This is a genomic window from Anaerobacillus alkalidiazotrophicus (genome assembly GCF_001866055.1).
Window position 1 is genome coordinate 1 of the sequence record NZ_MLQS01000029.1, and the last position, 19,301, is coordinate 19,301.

The following is a 19,301-nucleotide window of genomic DNA, read 5'->3' on the forward strand; positions in this document are numbered from 1 at the left end:
GATACTAATCGGTCGAGGACTTATCCTAAAATAAGAATTGAATTCACACTCAAGAAACTTATATGTATGTTATCTAGTTTTGAAAGAATGATTTCTTTCAATTAAATAATATCTAGTGGCGATAGCGAAGAGGTCACACTCGTTCCCATGCCGAACACGATCGTTAAGCTCTTTTGCGCCGATGGTAGTTAGGGGCTTCCCCTTGTGAGAGTAGGACGTTGCTAGGTAAAATGAAAAACACATTCCGATCGGATGTGTTTTTTTGTGTTTTCGGAAATCGAATATTTGCGTTAAGTGGTGCTGCATCTGCGTCTGCTAGTATCGCTTTGAAGTAAGTTTCCTCGATGCAAAGCAGCACGTAGTAAATTCAAAGAAGCAACTCATGAAGTGATTGAAGTCAGTAGCTTTTCTGCGTCTACGAGCATTGCTCCGATGAAGGCTTCCTTGATGCAAAGCAGCCATGTAGCCATTTCAAAGAAGTAACTCATGAAGTGATTGAAGTCAGTAGCTTTTCTGCGTCTCCTAGTATTGCTTCGAAGCGTGATTCCTCGTCGCAAAGTAGCATGTAGATAATTTCGATAAATAACTCACGGTGAGACTGAAGTAAGCCACACGATGAGAATTTTAAAAGTAAATATATTGTATAGATATGTACACCTGATGCAATAAAACAATTATCTCCTATCCGTACCTCGCAAACATCAAGAATAACGCAATCATTTGTATCACATTGATTATGTATAACTAAGGTGTTTTATAAAGCTGAACTTCAATCAGTGGGGGTCTTACTGCCCCTTAAGAGTGGGATAAATTACAATCTCGGGTAAAAGTGCTTCAAAGTTTATAACAACAAAAAGTTTTTTTAGGGGACATAAGGAATTGGATATCCTAATAATGGATCATAACATTTCCTTTTCATTCATTACTATTCATGTTATTCTTAACAGGATTTCGAAGGGTGCTAAAGCAATATCAATGGTACGAGGTGCGAAGGACTAGTATTCTTTCGATTAAATGTAATAAAGGAGGGTGTACAATGATTGAGTCAATATTAAATACCGCACTTGGAATGATTGTAATTATCTTAGCTATTAATATTGTTTATGTGACACTGTTTACGATACGTATGATCTTCACACTAAAGGGTCAACGATACTTTGCCGCATTAACAAGTATTGTAGAGGTAATTATTTATATTATAGGACTTGGATTAGTGCTTGATAATTTAAATCGAGTAGAGAACCTAATAGCATACGCAATCGGTTATGCTATAGGTGTTTTAGTAGGAATGAAAATAGAGGAAAAATTAGCATTAGGTTATATTACGGTAAATGTAATTACGAAGGAGTACGAACCGGATATTCCTAATGCTTTAAGAGATAAAGGTTATGGGGTTACTAACTGGGTTGCATATGGACGTGAAGGTGAGCGTATGATGATGGAAATTTTGACTTCAAGAAAATCGGAAAAATCACTATATAAAACCATTAAAGACTTAGATCCTAAAGCTTTTATAATCTCACACGAACCGAAGACTTTTTTTGGTGGGTTCTGGGTTAAAGGAATTCGGAGGTAGATTAAGTAATGGAAAAAAAATTAAAAAAGAAAAAGTTTTTTGTAGAGGAAGGCGAGACGCTTTCTCAATGTTTACACAGAATGGAAAAAGAAGGGTATTCACCAATTCGAAGAATGGAAGAACCTGTTTTTCATGAAATAAAAAAAGATGGAAAACTTGAAAAGGAAGTAAAAAAGCAAAGCATAGTATTTGAAGGGAAGTTAATAGAGTAAAAACGAACGATGTAAGCGTGTTAACCAAAAAACGTTCGATTTTTGATTGACAAATCTTCTTACAAACTGCTAAGATAAAACTGAAAAGAATACGTGAATTTCCTCATATAATATTGGGAATATGGCCCAGAAGTTTCTACCTAATGACCGTAAATCATTGGACTATGAAGGAAAGCAAATATACTTGTAGTTTATGGGGCATGTTAATTAAACGTTTATTTAATTTATGAAAGAGGTAAATTCTCTTTATAAAATAAAAACCCCATTTCTATATATTTAACTACAAATATAAGTCCAAGGATTGCTTTCTTCCATAAAGAATCAATACTTGGACTTTTTATTTTGGGTACAATATCAAATAGATTATTAGCTAATTTATAGGAGGGTTTTATGTCTAAGCCATTAGTTGGTGTAATCATGGGAAGTACTTCTGATTGGGAAACGATGCAGCATGCCTGTAACATTTTGGATGAATTAAAGGTTCCATATGAAAAAAAGGTTGTTTCAGCTCACCGCACTCCTGATCTAATGTTTAGTTATGCAGAAAGTGCAAAAGATAGAGGATTAAAAGTTATCATAGCAGGTGCAGGTGGTGCTGCTCATTTACCTGGAATGGTAGCAGCAAAGACTACTTTACCGGTTATCGGTGTACCAGTTCAATCTAAGGCACTTAATGGTCTAGATTCTTTACTTTCCATTGTACAAATGCCTGGTGGAATACCAGTAGCAACCGTTGCTATTGGGAAAGCAGGAGCAGAAAATGCGGGACTTCTAGCTTCACAAATGTTAGCGAATCAATTCTCAAAAATTGATGAAGCGGTACAAGCTAGAAGAGAGGCAATAACGAAACGAGTATTAGAAAGTAGTGAAGATCTGTGAGAGAAATGATCTTACCAGGAAGTACAATTGGTATTTTAGGTGGCGGTCAGTTAGGAAGAATGATGGCAATCTCAGCGAGAGAGATGGGTTTTGGAATAGCTGTACTTGAGCCAAGTGAAAATTCTCCATGTGGACAAATTTCAGACCTAGAAATTTTAACTGCTTATGATGATTTAGCTGGGGCAAAACAGCTCTTAGATAATTGTGATGTATTAACATATGAATTCGAAAATATTGATAGCTACACGGCTAATTGGCTTGAACAAAATGGAAATCTACCACAAGGAAGTAACTTACTTTCAACTACACAACACCGTGGTAAAGAAAAAAAAGCAATTGAAGCAACAGGAGTTAAAGTTGCTCCGTACCATCTAATTATGACAAAGGAAGATTTATTAGAGGGCGTTAACAAGTTAGGTTTACCTGCTGTTTTGAAAACTTGCAGAGGTGGATATGACGGAAAAGGACAATTTATCATTAGAAAAATTGAGGATATTGAAAAAGCCTATGAAGAGTTATCTACTCGCGGTGAACTCGTTTTAGAAAAATGGATTACTTTTGAAAAAGAGTTGTCTGTAATTGTATCTAGAAATAAAGCGGGGGAATTAAAAACATTTCCTGTCGCTGAAAATATCCATAAAAATAATATTTTGCATATGTCAATTGTTCCTGCTCGAGTTACTCAAGAAACGATAGGTAAAGCTGAACAGGTTGCTCTTCATTTAGCACGAAGCTTTGAATTAGTAGGAACTTTAGCTGTAGAAATGTTTTTAACACCTACAGGAGAAATTTATGTCAATGAATTGGCACCTAGACCGCACAATTCAGGGCATTACACAATCAATGCTTGTGAAACGTCGCAATTTGATCAACATATACGTGCAATCTGTAACTGGCCTTTAGGTAATACAAATTTACTTAAGCCGGCTGTTATGGTTAATATATTAGGGGAACATTTACCACAAGTACTACAAAGTGTACCAAACATGGAGCAATGTCATCTTCACCTTTACGGAAAAGAAGAAGCAAAGCAAGGAAGAAAGATGGGACATTTAACAGTGCTTGGCACTACTATAGATGAAGCAATGGAAGTAGTAGAAGCATTAAAAATTTGGAATGAAGAAAAGATGGGGGTTTAAACAGATGATTGAACGTTATACGAGACCGGAAATGGGAGCGATTTGGACAGACGAAAATCGTTTTAAAGCTTGGTTAGAGGTAGAAATCGTGGCTTGTGAGGCTTGGGCTGAATTGGGAGATATCCCAAAGGAAGATGTAAAAAAAATTAGAGAAAATGCTTCCTTTGATATAAAACGAATTTTAGAAATCGAAGAAGAGACAAGACATGATGTTGTAGCTTTTACCAGAGCGGTCTCAGAAACGCTCGGTGAAGAAAGAAAGTGGGTTCATTATGGCTTAACTTCAACAGATGTTGTTGACACAGCTATTTCTTATTTATTAAAGCAAGCAAATGAAATTTTAGAAAACGATATTAAAAATTTTATTGAAATTTTAAAAAATAAAGCAATTGAACATAAAGACACCGTAATGATGGGACGTACTCATGGGGTTCATGCTGAGCCTACAACGTTCGGATTAAAGCTTGCTTTATGGTATGAAGAAATGAAACGTAACCTAGAAAGATTTAAGCAAGCTGCAGAAGGTGTACGTGTAGGAAAGATTTCTGGAGCTGTTGGTACGTATGCAAACATTGATCCTTTTGTTGAACAATATGTTTGTGAAAATTTAGGGCTTGAGCGTGCTTCAGTTTCTACACAAACATTACAACGTGATCGTCATGCTAATTATATCGGCACACTCGCTTTAATTGGTGCTTCTATTGAAAAAATGGCTGTAGAAATTCGCGGGCTTCAAAAAAGTGAAACGCGTGAGGTAGAAGAGTTCTTTGCTAAAGGTCAAAAAGGATCTTCAGCAATGCCTCATAAGCGTAACCCGATCGGTTCTGAAAATATGACTGGACTAGCTCGTGTTTTACGTGGCCATATGGTTACTGCCTATGAAAATGTTGCACTTTGGCATGAAAGAGATATTTCTCATTCTTCAGCAGAAAGAATTATCATTCCAGATGCAACAATCGCCCTAAACTATATGTTAAATCGCTTCGGAAATATCGTGAAAAACTTAACGGTATTCCCAGAAAATATGAAGCGTAATATGACGAGAACATACGGATTAATCTACTCTCAACGTGTTCTTTTATCTCTTATTGATAAAGGGATGGTTCGTGAAGAAGCTTACGACTTAGTACAACCAAAGGCAATGGAAGCTTGGGAGCGTGGAGTTCAATTCCGTGAACTTGTAGAAGCAGATGAAAAAATTACATCTTTACTAAGTGAAGAAGAGATTAACGATTGTTTTGACTATAATCACCACTTAAAACATGTAGATACAATTTTTGAAAGAGTAGGATTGAAGTAATTTACAATTGAAGAGTGTAGAACGGTCTTAAATGTTAAGTGTTCTGCACTCTAAACCAAGATTTTGGAGGGCGAAACGTGAATAAAAATGGGCTTTTATACGAAGGCAAAGCAAAAAAGATTTATCAAACCGATGATCAAGATGTTTTGTGGATAGAATACAAAGACGATGCCACTGCTTTTAATGGGGAAAAAAAGGATAAAATTGCTGGTAAATCTAGATTGAATAATCTAATTACTTCCCAAATCTTTCAAAGCTTAAAGGAAGCGGGAATTAATAACCATTTTATTGAAAATCTATCAGATACTGAGCAGCTAGTACGTAAGGTGACGATCATTCCGCTTGAAGTAGTTGTTCGTAATGTAGCAGCTGGAAGCCTTTCAAAGAGACTTGGTTTGGAGGAAGGCGTTCAATTAAATACAACTATCGTTGAACTGTACTATAAAGATGACGCGCTTGGTGACCCTCTAATAAATGAAGATCATATCCGGCTTTTAGATATAGCAACCCCAGAACAATTAGAGATCATGAAAACTAACGCACTTAAGGTTAATGAGTTTTTATTAAAGTTATTTAAGGAAATAAACGTTCGGTTAATTGATTTTAAATTAGAATTTGGAATTACAGACAATGGAGAAGTTTTACTAGCTGATGAAATTTCTCCGGACACTTGTCGTCTGTGGGATATGGAGACAAATCAAAAGTTTGATAAAGATTTATTTCGACGAAACCTTGGCAGCTTAACAGAAGGATATGAAGAAATTTTAACAAGACTAGGAGGAACATCAAATGTTTAAAGTAAAGGTTTATATCACGTTAAGAGAAAGTGTTCTTGATCCACAAGGAAGTGCAGTAACAACATCGCTTCATGCTCTTACGTATGACGAAGTACAAGAAGTACGTATCGGTAAGTATATGGAGTTAACATTAAAGAAAAATGATAAAGATGTGGACGTTCGTGTGAAAGAAATGTGTGAGAAACTATTAGCTAATACAGTTATTGAAGATTACCGTTATGAAATTGAGGAGGTTATTCCTTCATGAGATTTGCATGTATCGTTTTTCCAGGGTCAAACTGTGATGTAGATATGTACCACGCTATTCGTGATGAACTTGGAGAAGAAGTAGAGTACGTTTGGCATTCTGAAACGGATTTAGATCGATTTGATGCTATTCTTCTACCTGGTGGTTTCTCATATGGAGATTATCTTCGTTGTGGAGCGATTGCTCACTTTTCAAACGTAATGGAGTCAGTGAAAAAAGCAGCTGAAGCAGGAAAGCCAGTACTAGGAGTTTGTAATGGATTTCAAGTTCTTGTCGAATCAGGTTTACTACCTGGTGCATTGATTCGTAATAAAAACCTTAAATTTATCTGTCGTCCTGCTACTCTTGTTGTTGAAAATAATGAAACGATGTTTACTTCTGGATATGAAAATAAACAAGAGATTATTATTCCTGTTGCCCACGGTGAAGGGAATTATTACTGTGATGCTGAAACGTTAAAAGCTTTAGAAGCTAATAATCAAATTGTTTTCCGTTATAAAAATAACTTTAACGGGTCTATTAATGACATTGCAGGAATTACGAACGAAAAAGGTAATGTTCTTGGCATGATGCCTCACCCAGAGCGCGCTGTAGATCAATTGATTGGTAGCGCCGATGGTCTGAACTTATTTAAATCAATTTTAAGAAACTGGAGGGAAGCACATGTCCTTAACGTTTAAAGAACCAACAGCAGAAATGATAAAAGAAAAACGTCTCTATGCCGACATGGGCTTAAGTGACGATGAGTTTCAATTAGTTGAAAATATTCTTGGTCGCCTTCCGAATTGGACAGAAACTGGATTGTTTTCTGTTATGTGGAGTGAACACTGTTCTTATAAGAATTCAAAAGTATTACTAAAAAAATTCCCCATCACTGGTGAGAGAGTACTTCAAGGGCCAGGAGAAGGAGCGGGTATCATCGATATTAACGATGAGCAAGCCGTAGTTTTCAAAATAGAGAGCCATAACCATCCATCAGCGATTGAACCGTATCAAGGTGCTGCAACTGGCGTGGGAGGAATTATTCGTGACGTTTTCTCAATGGGTGCGCGTCCAATTGCTTTATTAAATTCACTTCGCTTCGGTGAGTTAAAAACTCCGAAGGTTAAGTATTTGTTTGAAGAAGTAGTAGCTGGAATTGCTGGCTACGGTAACTGTATCGGTATCCCAACTGTTGGTGGAGAAGTTCAATTTGATCCTTGTTATGAAGGAAATCCACTAGTAAATGCAATGTGTGTTGGTTTAATTGATCATAAAGATATTCAAAAGGGTCAAGCAAAAGGTGTTGGCAACTCAGTGATGTACGTTGGTGCAAGTACTGGTCGTGATGGTATTCATGGTGCAACGTTTGCTTCTGAAGAATTAGATGAAGATTCAGATGCAAAGCGTCCGGCGGTTCAAGTTGGAGATCCTTTTATGGAAAAACTTCTCCTTGAGGCTTGTCTTGACTTAATTAAGTCAGATGCATTAGTAGGTATCCAAGACATGGGTGCTGCTGGGCTTACTTCTTCTTCAGCAGAAATGGCGAGTAAAGCAGGATCTGGGATTGAATTAAACTTAGATGAAGTTCCACAACGTGAATTAGGAATGACTCCATATGAGATGATGTTATCAGAATCTCAAGAGCGCATGTTAATTGTTGTGAAAAAAGGCCGTGAAGCAGAAATTAAAGAAATTTTTGATCGTTGGGGTTTATTATCCAAAATTGTTGGTAAGGTAACAGATGATAAAAAGCTACGTCTAATCTTTAAAGGTGAAGTCGCGGCTGAAGTACCTGTAGATGCATTAGCAGAAGATGCACCAGTGTATCATAAACCATCTCGTGAACCGGAATATTTCCAAAAGTTCCAACAACAAGAAGAAGTGGTACCGAAAGTAAATGATGTGAAAGAAACGTTATTAAGCTTATTGGCTCAACCGACAATCGCTAGTAAAGAATGGGTTTATGACCAATATGATTATATGGTTCGTACTAATACAGTTGTATCACCAGGATCTGATGCAGCAGTACTTCGCATTCGTGATACAAATAAAGCACTAGCTATGACTACCGATTGTAATTCTCGTTATTTATATCTAGATCCTGAAACTGGTGGGAAAATCGCAATTGCAGAAGCGGCTAGAAATCTGGTTTGTTCAGGTGCAACACCACTTGGGGTAACAGACTGTTTAAATTATGGTAATCCAGAAAAGCCTGAGATTTTCTGGCAACTTGAAAAGTCTACTGACGGATTAAGTGAAGCATGTCGTGTTCTTGAAACACCTGTTATCGGTGGAAATGTTTCTCTTTATAATGAAAGAAGTGGGGTAGCAGTTTACCCAACTCCTGTTATTGGAATGGTTGGACTTATCGATAACGTAGATTACATTACAACACAAAGCTTTAAAAATGTAGGAGACCTTATTTACTTAATTGGTGAAACAAAACCTGAATTTGGTGGTAGTGAGCTACAAAAACTACTTGATGGTGAGATTTCCGGTAAGTCTCCAAGTATTGATTTAGACGTTGAAAAAGAACGCCAACAACAGTTATTAACGGCAATTCGTTCAGGCGTAGTTGCATCAGCCCATGATGTTGCTGAAGGTGGTCTTGCTGTCGCAGTTGCTGAATGTATGATGGACGGAAATGTTGGTGCTAAAGTCTCATTTAGCGGTGAAGCTGTAACAGCATTATTTGCAGAGAGCCAAAGTCGTTTTGTTGTGTCAGTTTCAAAAGATAAAAAAGCAGAATTTGAACGTTTAGTAAATGCAACATGTATCGGTGAAGTTGTTGAATCAGGTCTTACAATTGTAAATGAAAGTGGTGAACCTGTTATTCAAGCGGAAACAAAAGAATTGCAAGAGGCTTGGAAAGGAGCTATTCCATGTTTGCTGAAATAAAAGGTCTTAATGAAGAGTGTGGAGTCTTTGGAGTATGGGGACATCCTGATGCTGCACAAATAACATACTATGGATTGCACAGCCTTCAACATCGTGGCCAAGAAGGAACTGGAATCGTTGTTACTGATGGTGAGACTTTAAATATTCATAAAGGTACTGGACTTGTAACTGAAGTGTTCTCTAAAGGAGAAATTGAGACGTTACATGGGAATGGTGCAATTGGTCATGTCCGTTATTCGACTGCTGGTGGTGGCGGCTTGGCTAATACCCAACCTTTATTATTTAAATCGCAAACAGGTAGTTTAGCATTAGCCCATAATGGAAACTTAGTAAATGCAAATAAGTTAAAACTTAAACTTGAAGAACAAGGAAGTATATTTCAAACGACTTCAGATACAGAAGTACTAGCACATTTAATTAGACGTAGCAGTGATTTACCGCTTGAGGAGAGAATGAAAAATGCTCTAAAACAAATTGAGGGTGCTTTTGCTTTCATGGTTATGACTGAAAATCAATTAATGGTTGCTCTTGATCCGAATGGATTGCGTCCACTTTCCATCGGTCGTTTAGGAGAAGCTTATGTATTTGCGTCAGAAACATGTGCTTTTGATGTTGTGGGAGCTACATTTGAACGGGAAGTAAAGCCTGGAGAATTAATCATTTTAAATGAAGAAGGTCTTCGTTCGGAACGCTTTGCTGACCCAATTCACCGTTCGATTTGTAGTATGGAGTACGTTTATTTTGCTCGACCTGATAGCAATGTAGATGAGATTAATGTTCATAGTGCTAGAAAAAGTTTAGGTAAACAACTTGCTATTGAATTCCCTGTAGAAGCAGATGTTGTTACTGGAGTCCCTGACTCAAGTATTTCAGCAGCGATTGGTTATGCTGAAAAGTCAGGTATTCCGTATGAGTTAGGATTAATTAAAAACCGTTACGTAGGTAGAACGTTCATTCAACCATCACAGGAACTTCGTGAACAAGGGGTGAAAATGAAGCTTTCTGCAGTACGTGGGGTTGTAGAAGGAAAACGTGTGGTAATGATTGACGATTCGATTGTACGTGGTACGACAAGTAGAAGGATCGTTACCTTGTTAAGAGAAGCTGGCGCAACAGAAGTTCATGTTCGTATTAGCTCACCACCAATTACAAATCCTTGTTATTATGGAATTGATACGTCAACAACGTCTGAACTTATCGCATCTTCACACAGCATTGAACAAATCAGACAAGAAATTGGTGCGGATACCCTCGCTTTCTTAAGTGTAGAAGGTTTATTGAAAGGAGTAGGTAGAAGTACTGATCAAGTTAACAACGGTCAGTGTCTTGCTTGCTTTACAGGAAAGTATCCTACTGAGATCTATCGTGGAAACAAAAATGAAGAAACAAAATTAGTGAAATGCTAATTTAAAAATATAGATTATTGAATGTAGAGTTTAGAATGAATAGGGTTGAGAAAGGTATTGATGCGCTTCTCAGCCCAATTCTACATTCTACATTTACATTTAACTTGGAGGTAACTATGTCTAGTGCATATAAACGAGCAGGAGTAGATATTGAAGCAGGATATGAAGCTGTAGAACGTATGAAAAAGCATGTGAAAAAGACAATCCGTCCTGAAGTTTTAGGTGGTTTAGGTTCTTTTGGAGCAATGTTTGACCTTACTAGTTTTAAGCATTTAAACGAACCTGTTTTAGTATCTGGTACAGACGGTGTAGGAACGAAATTAATGCTAGCATTTATGCTGGATAAACATGACACAATTGGAATCGATGCAGTAGCAATGTGCGTGAATGATATCGTTGTTCAAGGAGCTGAACCACTTTACTTTCTAGATTATATTGCTTGTGGGAAGGCTGAACCAGTAAAGATTGAAGCAATCGTAAAAGGCATTGCAGATGGTTGTGAGCAGGCAGGCTGTGCGCTTATTGGTGGTGAAACAGCTGAAATGCCAGGTCTTTATGGTGCTGATGAGTATGATCTTGCAGGTTTTTCTGTAGGTATTGTAGATAAATCAAAATTATTAACAGGCGAAAAGATTAACGAAGGTGACGTTATTGTAGGACTTTCTTCTAATGGCCTACATAGTAACGGTTTTTCTTTAGTGAGGAAAGTACTTTTAGAAGAAAGTAACTTAGATTTACAAAAGCAATATGGTAACCTTGAAAAGTCATTAGGTGAAGAATTGTTAACACCAACACGAATTTATGTGAAGCCGATTTTAGAAGTACTTAAAAAGTTTAATGTGAAAGGTCTTTCTCATATTACTGGTGGTGGTTTTTATGAGAATATTCCTAGAACCTTACCTTCTGGGTTAGGGGCAGAGATTGACTACGGCTCATGGCCAATTCAACCAATTTTTGACCTGCTGAAAGAAAAAGGCGAAATTACTTTTCAAGACATGTTCTCAACTTTTAACATGGGAATTGGGATGGTAATGGTTGTCTCTGAGGAGGAAGCTGTATCTGCTATTAAAGAGCTTGAGAAACTAGGAGAAAAAGCATATATTATTGGTCGTGTCTCTAAAGAAGAGGGAGTTCACATTGGGGGATTAGCAGAATGAGAAAGATAGCTGTTTTTGCATCAGGAAGTGGTACGAATTTTCAAGCCATTATCGATGCTACTTTAAGTGGACATTTGAAAGCAGAGATTGCTTTACTCGTCTGTGACAAACCTAATGCGCTAGCTATTGAAAGAGCAGAAAAGAATAATATAGAAGTTTTTCAGTTTATTCCGAAAAACTATGAGAATAAAGAAGCCTTTGAAAATGAAATTTTAAATAAATTGCAAGCTTTAAATGTTGAGTGGATTGCTCTAGCTGGTTACATGAGACTAATCGGTCAAACGTTACTAAAAGCTTATGAAGGTCGAATGATTAATATCCACCCTTCGTTGCTTCCGTCTTTTCCAGGAAAAGATGCGATTGGACAAGCTTATGATGCCAAAGTAAAAGTAACAGGTGTAACTATTCATTTCGTAGATGAAGGAATGGATACCGGTCCAATTATTGCTCAAGCACCAGTTTTTATTGAAGAAAATGATTCTATTGAAGAAGTTCGTTCGAAAATTCAAACAGTTGAACATAAGCTTTACCCTGAAGTATTAGAAAGTGTATTAAATAAACAGAAAGTCGAAAGAGAGGTTTAACAACAAATGAAACGTGCCCTAATTAGTGTGTCAAATAAAGAAGGCATTGTCCCTTTTGCTAAACAATTAGTCGAGCTTGGAGTAGAGATTATTTCTACAGGTGGAACAAAGAAAGCAATCCAAGAAGCTGGAATCCCTGTTATTGGTATTTCTGATGTTACTGGATTTCCAGAAATCCTAGATGGCCGTGTAAAAACGTTACACCCAAATATTCACGGTGGTTTACTGGCGATGAGAGAAAGTGCTGATCACTTAAGTCAATTAGAAAAGCACAACATTCAGCCAATTGATTTAGTTGTTGTCAATTTATACCCGTTCCAAGCAACGATTGCTAAGCCAGACGTAACATTTGCTGATGCGATCGAAAATATTGATATTGGTGGTCCAAGTATGCTTCGTGCTGCCGCCAAAAATCATAAGCACGTTACAGTTGTTGTTGATCCTACAGATTATGAAACTGTTGTTTCACAATTAAAAGAGGAAGGTTCTGTGAATAACGAAACTCGTGCACGCCTTGCTGCAAAAGTGTTCCGTCATACTGCTTCTTATGATGCTGTGATTGCAGAGTATTTAACGAATGAAGTTAAAGAAGAATCACCAGAGTCTTTAACAGTTACTTTTGAGAAAAAACAAGATTTACGTTACGGAGAAAATCCACACCAAAAAGCTGCTTTTTACAAAAAGCCATTAGGAGCAGAAAGTTCAATCGCTAAGGCAACTCAATTACATGGAAAAGAGCTTTCATACAATAATATTAATGATGCAGACGCAGCATTAGCATTAGTTAAAGAATTTACTGAACCAGCAGTTGTAGCAATAAAGCACATGAATCCATGTGGTGTTGGTGTAGGTGAAACAATTGAACAAGCTTATGATAAAGCATATTCTGCTGATCCAGTTTCAATTTTCGGTGGTATTGTTGCTCTTAACCGAGAAGTAGATGCAAATACAGCACTAAAAATGAAAGAAATCTTCTTAGAAATTATTATTGCACCTTCATTTAGCGAAGAAGCACTAGAAATTTTAACTTCAAAGAAAAATTTACGTTTATTAACTTTACCTATTACAACTGAAGCAAAAGTGGAAAAGCGTTTAACGTCAATTCACGGTGGTCTTCTCGTTCAAGATGAAGATACATTCGGTTTAGAAGAAGCGAATGTAACAGTTCCTACGAAGCGTGAACCAACAGAAGCTGAATGGGCAGCGTTAAAAATGGCATGGAAAGTAGTTAAACATGTGAAATCTAACGCAATTGTTTTAGTAAAAGACGATATGACTGTAGGAGTTGGAGCTGGGCAAATGAACCGTGTTGGTTCAGCAAAAATCGCGATTGAGCAAGCCGCAGGAAATGCAAGTGGGTCCGTTATGGGATCTGATGCCTTCTTCCCAATGAATGATACAGTAGAAGCTGCAGGTTTAGCTGGTGTAACTGCGATTATCCAACCAGGTGGTTCGATTCGTGATGAAGATTCAATTAAAAAAGCTGATGAGTTAGGAATAGCTATGGTATTTACAGGAGTAAGACACTTTAAACACTAGAATGTAGACCTTGTTTAAGGTTACTTTTATTACGTAACTAAAACATTTTACATCAATAAAAAGGTGGGAAACAGTTTGAAAATTTTAGTTATCGGTAGCGGCGGTCGTGAGCACGCAATTGCGTGGAAAGTTGCTCAAAGTAAAAAGGTAGAGCAAGTGTTTGTTGCTCCGGGTAATGATGGAATGACTGATGTTGCAAAGCTCGTTCCTATTTCTGAAAACGATCATACGGCAATTATCGATTTTGCCAAGCAAGAAAAAATTGATTTAACGATTGTAGGACCGGAAGTCCCTTTATTGAACGGACTTGTAAATGATTTGCAAGAAAATGGTTTACTTGCCTTCGGACCAAGAAAAGAAGCAGCTCTTATTGAAGGAAGTAAATCTTTTGCTAAAGAAATCATGAAAAAATACGATATTCCAACTGGTTTCTTTGAAACATTTACAACCTTTGAAGATGCTAAAGCTTATGTTGAAGAAAAAGGCGCGCCAATTGTTATTAAAGCCGATGGATTAGCAGCAGGTAAAGGTGTCGTTGTTGCTATGACAAACGAAGAAGCAATTTCTGCTCTAGAAAATATGTTGCAAAAAGACGCATTCGGTGACGCTGGAAAAAAAGTTGTTATCGAAGAATATTTAGCAGGAGAAGAACTATCTTTAATGGCTTTTGTTCATGATGAAGTCGTTATTCCAATGGTAGGAGCTCAAGACCACAAACGTGTCTTTGATGGAGATGAGGGGCCTAACACAGGAGGGATGGGTGCATACTCCCCAGTTCCTCAATTCAGCCAAAACGATGTTGATGATGCTGTTGAGAAGATTCTTATTCCTATGGCAAAAGCAATGAAACAAGAAGGTAGATTGTTCACAGGAATTCTTTATGCTGGATTAATGATGACAAGTAACGGAGCAAAAGTAATTGAATTTAATGCTCGTTTTGGTGATCCTGAAACCCAGGTTGTTTTACCAAGATTAGAAAATGATCTTGTTGATGTATTACTAGGGTTACTAAATGAAGAAAAAGTAGAGCTAACTTGGTCTGATAACGCTGTTGTTGGTGTAGTTTTAGCATCACAAGGTTACCCTGGTAGCTACGAAAAAGGTAAGAAGTTTACTGGGTTAGACAAGTTAGAAAAGGAAACATTGACTTTCCACGCTGGTACAAAGAAGGTTGATGGAGATTTTGTTACTAACGGTGGACGAGTATTATTACTTGCAAGAGCAGATCGTGACTTACTTGAAGCACAAAAAGCCGTTTATAAAGAATTAGTTCATATACAATCAGATGCTTTGTTTTATCGCAAAGATATTGGTAGCAAAGCGATTAAGACAATGAAAAAATAAAAAAAATGCTGACTCGAGATTCATGAGTCAGCATTTTTTGTTTGGGAATGCTTAAGTGGCAACAGTCCCGCTATCAGCTGTAAAAACAGTGATATTCGGACTCTCTGTCCACAAAAATCCCATTTTAACTAGGATTAATCAAGTTGTCGTATTGTTTGTCGTCTTTTTCATGCGCGTTTGTCATTTCTTCCATTCTCTCTTCAAAAAAATATGTTAATGGACAAAAACGGGTCATTCCTTCGGCAACTTTTAAAGCCCCCATCATAATTACCAATAATGGAGTATTACTAAAAGGACGTTTTACTAATTTTGATGTTCCCCAAGCTAGCATTGTAAATCCGCAAGTAATTCTTATTAATCCGTTAATTAATCCAATGTTAGGTGTAACTTTTTTCATGAAATGTCACCTTTCCTTCTGTTGTTAAATTTTATTTTGTAAATAAACTTTGATGTGCTAAATATAAAAAATATGTTACGATAGTAGAAACAAAATTTATCAAAAGTTAACAAGTATATGAAAAACTAGAGAGTCTTTTTCCGTGAAGACTTTCACATAGTTTCTACAATAGTTGAAATAAAGACAATTAAGAATTGGGTGATACAAAAATGGCTTACAGACTAGAGCGTTGGTCCAAAAAACAAATACGTAAGCAGCTTCAAATCATTCGAGGTGATGTTGCACCGACTATTGTTTTGAAAAATGCCACGTATTTAAATAACGCAAGAAAAAAATGGTTAAATGCAAATATTTGGATGTATGAAGATCGTATTATTTATGTGGGTAAAGATATGCCTGTAAAACTAGAGAAGACTGAGATTATTGACTGTAGTGATCGCTTTGTTGTTCCAGGGTATATTGAACATCATGCTCATCCCTTCCAGTTATATAATCCCCAATCATTTGCTGAATATGCATCTGTAAGAGGAACGACAACATTAGTAAATGATAACTTGATGCTGCTTTTAAACTCAGACAAAAAGAAAGCGCTTACTCTAATGGGGGGACTAGACGAACTTCCTACTACAATGTTGTGGTGGTGTAGATATGATGCGCAAACAGAATTTGTGCAGGAAGATAATGTTTTTTCCTACTCAAATATGAAAGCCTGGTTAGAACATCCACTTGTTGTTCAGGGGGGAGAACTTACTTCATGGCCAAAAGTATTGCTCGGCGATGATAGCATTCTCCACTGGATGCAAGAAACTAAAAAGCATTCTAAACCAATTGAAGGACATTTTCCAGGAGCTTCTGAAAAAACGTTAACTCAGATGGCACTTTTAGGAGTTAATAGTGATCATGAAGCAATGACTGGTGAGGAAGTATTAATGCGATTAGATATGGGGTATACGACTTCGTTACGTCACTCATCAATCCGTCCAGACTTACCAAAGTTACTTGAAGAATTAAAAGAGCTTGGTCTAGATGACTTTAGTCGTGTTTTAATGACAACTGATGGATCAACACCGAGTTTTTATGAACAAGGAGTTATGGATCTATTAATAAAGATTGCATTAGAAAAAGGAATTCCAGATACAGAAGCTTATGCGATGGCTACTTATAACGCAGCAAGACATTATAATTTAGATGATAGTTTAGGAATGATTGCCCCAGGGAGAATTGCACACATTAACATATTGGAAAGCAAGGATAAGCCTCTTCCTATTTCCGTCCTGGCTAAAGGACAATGGGTGAAAAAGGATGGAGTTAATTGTTATCCAGTTACAACATTCTCATGGGCTGACTATGATATTAATCCACTAGTAATAGATTGGGAATTAACGGAAGATAATTTACATTTTTCGATGCCACTCGGAATCGAAATGGTGAATTCAGTAATACTAAAACCGTATCAAATTGCTACTGATGTAACCCAGACGGAAATTCCTGATGATAGCTATGAATGTTATTTTATGATGGTTGATAAAAAGGGAAATTGGCTAATCAATACAGTGATCAAAGGTTTTGCTAATCATATATCTGGATTTGCCAGCTCATTTTCCAATACTGGAGATATATTTATCATTGGAAAAAATAAGAAAGATATGCTCCTAGCATTTCAGCAGTTGAAAAAGCAGCAAGGTGGGATCGTCTTAGTTGAGAATGGGGAAGTTATTAATACTGTTGAACTAGGTTTATATGGAGTAATGTCCGTTAAACCAATGGAAGAAGTAATGAAAGAAGAGAGAGAATTAACGAATGCATTAAAAGAGAGAGGTTATCTTTTTGATGACCCAATTTATAGTCTTTTATTCTTTAGTTCAACTCATTTACCATATATTCGTGTCACACAAAAGGGAATTTTCGATGTGAAAAAGAAAACTGTACTCTTTCCTTCGATTATGCGTTAAACTATAAAAGTAAAGAAAAAAGTAAAAGGAAGGTTTTTGTATGAAAAGGCTCACGTTTGGATTGGTTTTGTTAGTTATTATGGTATTTGTACTCGGATGTAATAAAGATGAAGATTCAAGTGCAGTTGAAACAGAAATTAGTCCGGAAGAAACTGTTGATACACCAGAACCAGAGCCTATTAAGGAAGAACCTCAAAATACTTTCCCGTTAACTGGCGTAGCTACAGATGACGATATCGATTATCGAGTATTTGGTGTAATGATCGAAAATTCCCGTGCGGCAAGACCGCAATCGGGATTATACCAAGCTGATTTGGTGTATGAAGTCTTATCTGAAGCTACAATTACTCGTTTACTTGCATTCTATCATAGTGAAAAACCTGAAATTATTGGACCAGTTAGAAGTGCGAGAGATTATTATATTAACTTAAACAATGGTTATAATGGTATTTACGTTTCTGCGGGGGGGAGCCCGCAGGCGTTTGCTATGTTTGAACGTGGACAAGTAGACTATATCAGTGGACTGGAATTTGATGGTAGTTATTTTTATCGTTCATCTGCTAGAAAAGCACCGCACAACATGTATACAACATATGATGACCTTATAAAAGCAGCAGAACGTAAAAATAGGTCCTTAATAGATGAAGTACCTTCATTACCATTTTTAGAAGAGGGTATAGCTGTGCAAGGAAAACAGGCTTCGGAAGTTGCAATCAATTACGGCAGTAGTTCCAATAATGTAGTATATAAATACGATGATGAGAACAATAAGTACATTCGTATCATTGGTGGAAAGCAGAGTCTTGATCTTGAGACTGAAAATCCAGTCTTAATTGATAACCTATTTATCGTGGAGATGACTCATAAAGTAATTGATAAAGTTGGTCGTAGAGAAATTGATATCTACTCTGGTGGGAAAGGCTTATTACTTCAAAATGGTGTTTATCAAGTTGTTGAATGGAAAAACGAAGGTGGACAAATATTACCGTTTCAAAATGAGAAAAGTTTAGGTTTCGTCCAAGGAAAAACGTGGATAAATGTTGTTCCTCATTTAGATGGAAATGTAAGCATAATAGACTAATTAGGGAGGGTGAAGAAGAGTGCAAATTGATAAATTAAGAGGAAAAGAGTTAGATCAATTATTCTCAGCGATCCTAAGCCTTAAGGACTTAGAGGAATGCTATCAATTTTTTGATGACCTTTGTACAATTAATGAAATTCAATCACTTGCTCAACGTTTAGAAGTAGCTAGAATGCTTCGTGAAGGCTTTACATATCAAAAGATTGAAGCTGAAACTGGTGCAAGTACAGCAACGATCTCTAGAGTGAAACGTTGTCTTAACTATGGTAATGATGGTTATGAAATGACATTAGAGAGAGTTAAAAACGAAATGAAAAATCAACTGAATAGTGATTAAGAAAAAATCCGGTATTGTTGTAAACAACGAATGCCGGATTTTTGATGTTTTAATAAAAAAATATTTAGCTTTTCGATAATAACTTTGTGTGTAAGCATAATCAAAACTTTCCTCAACTACATAGTATGATTATAAAGTAGGACAAAAAGGAGAGAGTGTAAATGAGTCGTTATTACGATCTATGCTGTCAACATAAAGGTAAAGTTGTTACAATTTATGAAAGAACAGGTAAGGTTCATGTTGGTAAAATTGTTGATGTAGATCAACAATACGTGTATATTCAGCCAGAGACTAGAGGAGTAAGAGGGTTTGGTTACGGATATTATGGTTACCCCGGTTACTATCCATACCCTTATCCTTATTATCCTGTTTGGCCTGTTGCACTAGCTGCAATTGGAGGTTTTGTTTTAGGTGCTGCTTTATTTTGGATTTAAATCATCCGCAAAAGGTGGAGTTAGGTCTAACAGCCGAACT

19 protein-coding genes, 1 rRNA gene, 1 pseudogene and 1 riboswitch are annotated in these 19,301 nt (G+C 36.7%); of the genes and pseudogenes, 19 read left to right on the top strand and 2 right to left on the bottom strand.

The window, feature by feature from the left end; translation table 11 throughout:
• Window positions 1-111 precede the first annotated feature (111 nt).
• Window positions 112-227: ribosomal RNA gene (gene rrf, locus BKP45_RS15990) — 5S ribosomal RNA — on the top strand.
• Window positions 228-640: 413 nt separating this feature from the next.
• On the opposite strand, the pseudogene BKP45_RS22215 reads toward rrf, so the two are convergent.
• Window positions 641-718: pseudogene (locus BKP45_RS22215) on the bottom strand (acetyltransferase); the annotation flags it as partial.
• A 318-nt stretch (window positions 719-1,036) separates the two neighbouring features.
• On the opposite strand from BKP45_RS22215, the gene BKP45_RS15995 reads away from it, so the two are divergent.
• The 14 genes from BKP45_RS15995 (at window position 1,037) to purD (ending at window position 15,060) form a co-directional block, all read left to right on the top strand.
• Window positions 1,037-1,576 (top strand): DUF2179 domain-containing protein, encoded by a 540-nt coding sequence (locus BKP45_RS15995; RefSeq protein WP_139193857.1) that lies wholly within the window; start codon window positions 1,037-1,039, stop codon window positions 1,574-1,576.
• 8 nt (window positions 1,577-1,584) lie between these two features.
• Window positions 1,585-1,788, top strand: a complete 204-nt coding sequence (locus BKP45_RS16000) for an NETI motif-containing protein (protein ID WP_071390701.1) — start codon at window positions 1,585-1,587, stop codon at window positions 1,786-1,788.
• 83 nt (window positions 1,789-1,871) lie between these two features.
• Window positions 1,872-1,973: riboswitch (purine riboswitch) on the top strand.
• 205 nt (window positions 1,974-2,178) lie between these two features.
• Complete coding sequence (purE, locus tag BKP45_RS16010; RefSeq protein ID WP_071390703.1) at window positions 2,179-2,667, top strand: 5-(carboxyamino)imidazole ribonucleotide mutase; 489 nt, start codon at window positions 2,179-2,181, stop codon at window positions 2,665-2,667.
• A gap of 5 nt (window positions 2,668-2,672) precedes the next feature.
• Complete coding sequence (gene purK / locus BKP45_RS16015) at window positions 2,673-3,806, top strand: 5-(carboxyamino)imidazole ribonucleotide synthase (protein WP_071390737.1); 1,134 nt, start codon at window positions 2,673-2,675, stop codon at window positions 3,804-3,806.
• Window positions 3,807-3,810: 4 nt separating this feature from the next.
• Window positions 3,811-5,106, top strand: a complete 1,296-nt coding sequence (gene purB, locus BKP45_RS16020; RefSeq protein ID WP_071390704.1) for an adenylosuccinate lyase — start codon at window positions 3,811-3,813, stop codon at window positions 5,104-5,106.
• A gap of 77 nt (window positions 5,107-5,183) precedes the next feature.
• Window positions 5,184-5,903: a phosphoribosylaminoimidazolesuccinocarboxamide synthase gene (purC, locus tag BKP45_RS16025; protein ID WP_071390705.1), complete on the top strand. Its 720-nt coding sequence runs from the start codon at window positions 5,184-5,186 to the stop codon at window positions 5,901-5,903.
• Window positions 5,896-6,150 (top strand): phosphoribosylformylglycinamidine synthase subunit PurS, encoded by a 255-nt coding sequence (gene purS, locus BKP45_RS16030; RefSeq protein ID WP_071390706.1) that lies wholly within the window; start codon window positions 5,896-5,898, stop codon window positions 6,148-6,150. The genes purC and purS overlap by 8 nt, the downstream gene beginning before the upstream one ends.
• Window positions 6,147-6,830 (top strand): phosphoribosylformylglycinamidine synthase subunit PurQ, encoded by a 684-nt coding sequence (gene purQ, locus BKP45_RS16035; RefSeq protein WP_071390707.1) that lies wholly within the window; start codon window positions 6,147-6,149, stop codon window positions 6,828-6,830. The genes purS and purQ overlap by 4 nt, the downstream gene beginning before the upstream one ends.
• On the top strand, window positions 6,814-9,030 hold the full coding sequence (gene purL, locus BKP45_RS16040; protein ID WP_071390708.1) for a phosphoribosylformylglycinamidine synthase subunit PurL: 2,217 nt from the start codon (window positions 6,814-6,816) through the stop codon (window positions 9,028-9,030). The genes purQ and purL overlap by 17 nt, the downstream gene beginning before the upstream one ends.
• Window positions 9,015-10,436 carry an amidophosphoribosyltransferase gene (purF, locus tag BKP45_RS16045; RefSeq protein ID WP_071390738.1) on the top strand — a complete coding sequence of 474 codons (1,422 nt, stop codon included), beginning with the start codon at window positions 9,015-9,017 and terminating at the stop codon, window positions 10,434-10,436. The genes purL and purF overlap by 16 nt, the downstream gene beginning before the upstream one ends.
• Window positions 10,437-10,552: 116 nt before the next feature.
• Entirely contained in the window at window positions 10,553-11,593 is a 1,041-nt protein-coding gene (gene purM / locus BKP45_RS16050; protein WP_071390709.1) for a phosphoribosylformylglycinamidine cyclo-ligase, read from the top strand.
• Window positions 11,590-12,177 (top strand): phosphoribosylglycinamide formyltransferase, encoded by a 588-nt coding sequence (gene purN, locus BKP45_RS16055; RefSeq protein ID WP_071390710.1) that lies wholly within the window; start codon window positions 11,590-11,592, stop codon window positions 12,175-12,177. Before purM ends, purN begins: the two co-directional genes overlap by 4 nt.
• Window positions 12,178-12,183: 6 nt before the next feature.
• Window positions 12,184-13,716 (top strand): bifunctional phosphoribosylaminoimidazolecarboxamide formyltransferase/IMP cyclohydrolase, encoded by a 1,533-nt coding sequence (purH, locus tag BKP45_RS16060; protein ID WP_071390711.1) that lies wholly within the window; start codon window positions 12,184-12,186, stop codon window positions 13,714-13,716.
• Window positions 13,717-13,791: 75 nt separating this feature from the next.
• Window positions 13,792-15,060, top strand: a complete 1,269-nt coding sequence (gene purD / locus BKP45_RS16065; protein WP_071390712.1) for a phosphoribosylamine--glycine ligase — start codon at window positions 13,792-13,794, stop codon at window positions 15,058-15,060.
• Window positions 15,061-15,184: 124 nt separating this feature from the next.
• On the opposite strand, the gene BKP45_RS16070 is transcribed toward purD, so the two are convergent.
• Window positions 15,185-15,457, bottom strand: coding sequence for a YgaP family membrane protein (locus BKP45_RS16070; RefSeq protein ID WP_071390713.1), 273 nt, complete (start codon window positions 15,455-15,457; stop codon window positions 15,185-15,187).
• A 209-nt stretch (window positions 15,458-15,666) separates the two neighbouring features.
• On the opposite strand from BKP45_RS16070, the gene BKP45_RS16075 reads away from it, so the two are divergent.
• The 4 genes from BKP45_RS16075 to BKP45_RS16090 all read left to right on the top strand — a co-directional run bounded on the left by BKP45_RS16075 (window position 15,667) and on the right by BKP45_RS16090 (window position 19,261).
• Window positions 15,667-17,409 carry an adenine deaminase C-terminal domain-containing protein gene (locus tag BKP45_RS16075; RefSeq protein ID WP_071390714.1) on the top strand — a complete coding sequence of 581 codons (1,743 nt, stop codon included), beginning with the start codon at window positions 15,667-15,669 and terminating at the stop codon, window positions 17,407-17,409.
• Between the two features lie 40 nt (window positions 17,410-17,449).
• Complete coding sequence (locus BKP45_RS16080; protein WP_071390715.1) at window positions 17,450-18,490, top strand: DUF3048 domain-containing protein; 1,041 nt, start codon at window positions 17,450-17,452, stop codon at window positions 18,488-18,490.
• A 19-nt stretch (window positions 18,491-18,509) separates the two neighbouring features.
• Window positions 18,510-18,827, top strand: coding sequence for a YerC/YecD family TrpR-related protein (locus BKP45_RS16085; RefSeq protein WP_071390716.1), 318 nt, complete (start codon window positions 18,510-18,512; stop codon window positions 18,825-18,827).
• A gap of 161 nt (window positions 18,828-18,988) precedes the next feature.
• Entirely contained in the window at window positions 18,989-19,261 is a 273-nt protein-coding gene (locus BKP45_RS16090; protein ID WP_071390717.1) for a hypothetical protein, read from the top strand.
• Window positions 19,262-19,301: the final 40 nt, after the last annotated feature.

Excerpts from the sequence above, each read along its gene's own strand:
- purK (WP_071390737.1), top strand. The coding sequence starts at position 2,673 with ATGATCTTACCAGGAAGTACAATTGGTATTTTAGGTGGCGGTCAGTTA.
- purL (WP_071390708.1), top strand. The coding sequence starts at position 6,814 with ATGTCCTTAACGTTTAAAGAACCAACAGCAGAAATGATAAAAGAAAAA.
- BKP45_RS16075 (WP_071390714.1), top strand. The coding sequence starts at position 15,667 with ATGGCTTACAGACTAGAGCGTTGGTCCAAAAAACAAATACGTAAGCAG.
- purH (WP_071390711.1), top strand. The coding sequence starts at position 12,184 with ATGAAACGTGCCCTAATTAGTGTGTCAAATAAAGAAGGCATTGTCCCT.
- BKP45_RS16000 (WP_071390701.1), top strand. The coding sequence starts at position 1,585 with ATGGAAAAAAAATTAAAAAAGAAAAAGTTTTTTGTAGAGGAAGGCGAG.
- BKP45_RS15995 (WP_139193857.1), top strand. The coding sequence starts at position 1,037 with ATGATTGAGTCAATATTAAATACCGCACTTGGAATGATTGTAATTATC.
- BKP45_RS16090 (WP_071390717.1), top strand. The coding sequence starts at position 18,989 with ATGAGTCGTTATTACGATCTATGCTGTCAACATAAAGGTAAAGTTGTT.
- purQ (WP_071390707.1), top strand. The coding sequence starts at position 6,147 with ATGAGATTTGCATGTATCGTTTTTCCAGGGTCAAACTGTGATGTAGAT.
- purB (WP_071390704.1), top strand. The coding sequence starts at position 3,811 with ATGATTGAACGTTATACGAGACCGGAAATGGGAGCGATTTGGACAGAC.
- BKP45_RS16080 (WP_071390715.1), top strand. The coding sequence starts at position 17,450 with ATGAAAAGGCTCACGTTTGGATTGGTTTTGTTAGTTATTATGGTATTT.
- purE (WP_071390703.1), top strand. The coding sequence starts at position 2,179 with ATGTCTAAGCCATTAGTTGGTGTAATCATGGGAAGTACTTCTGATTGG.
- BKP45_RS16070 (WP_071390713.1), bottom strand. The coding sequence starts at position 15,457 with ATGAAAAAAGTTACACCTAACATTGGATTAATTAACGGATTAATAAGA.
- purM (WP_071390709.1), top strand. The coding sequence starts at position 10,553 with ATGTCTAGTGCATATAAACGAGCAGGAGTAGATATTGAAGCAGGATAT.
- purF (WP_071390738.1), top strand. The coding sequence starts at position 9,015 with ATGTTTGCTGAAATAAAAGGTCTTAATGAAGAGTGTGGAGTCTTTGGA.
- purS (WP_071390706.1), top strand. The coding sequence starts at position 5,896 with ATGTTTAAAGTAAAGGTTTATATCACGTTAAGAGAAAGTGTTCTTGAT.
- purN (WP_071390710.1), top strand. The coding sequence starts at position 11,590 with ATGAGAAAGATAGCTGTTTTTGCATCAGGAAGTGGTACGAATTTTCAA.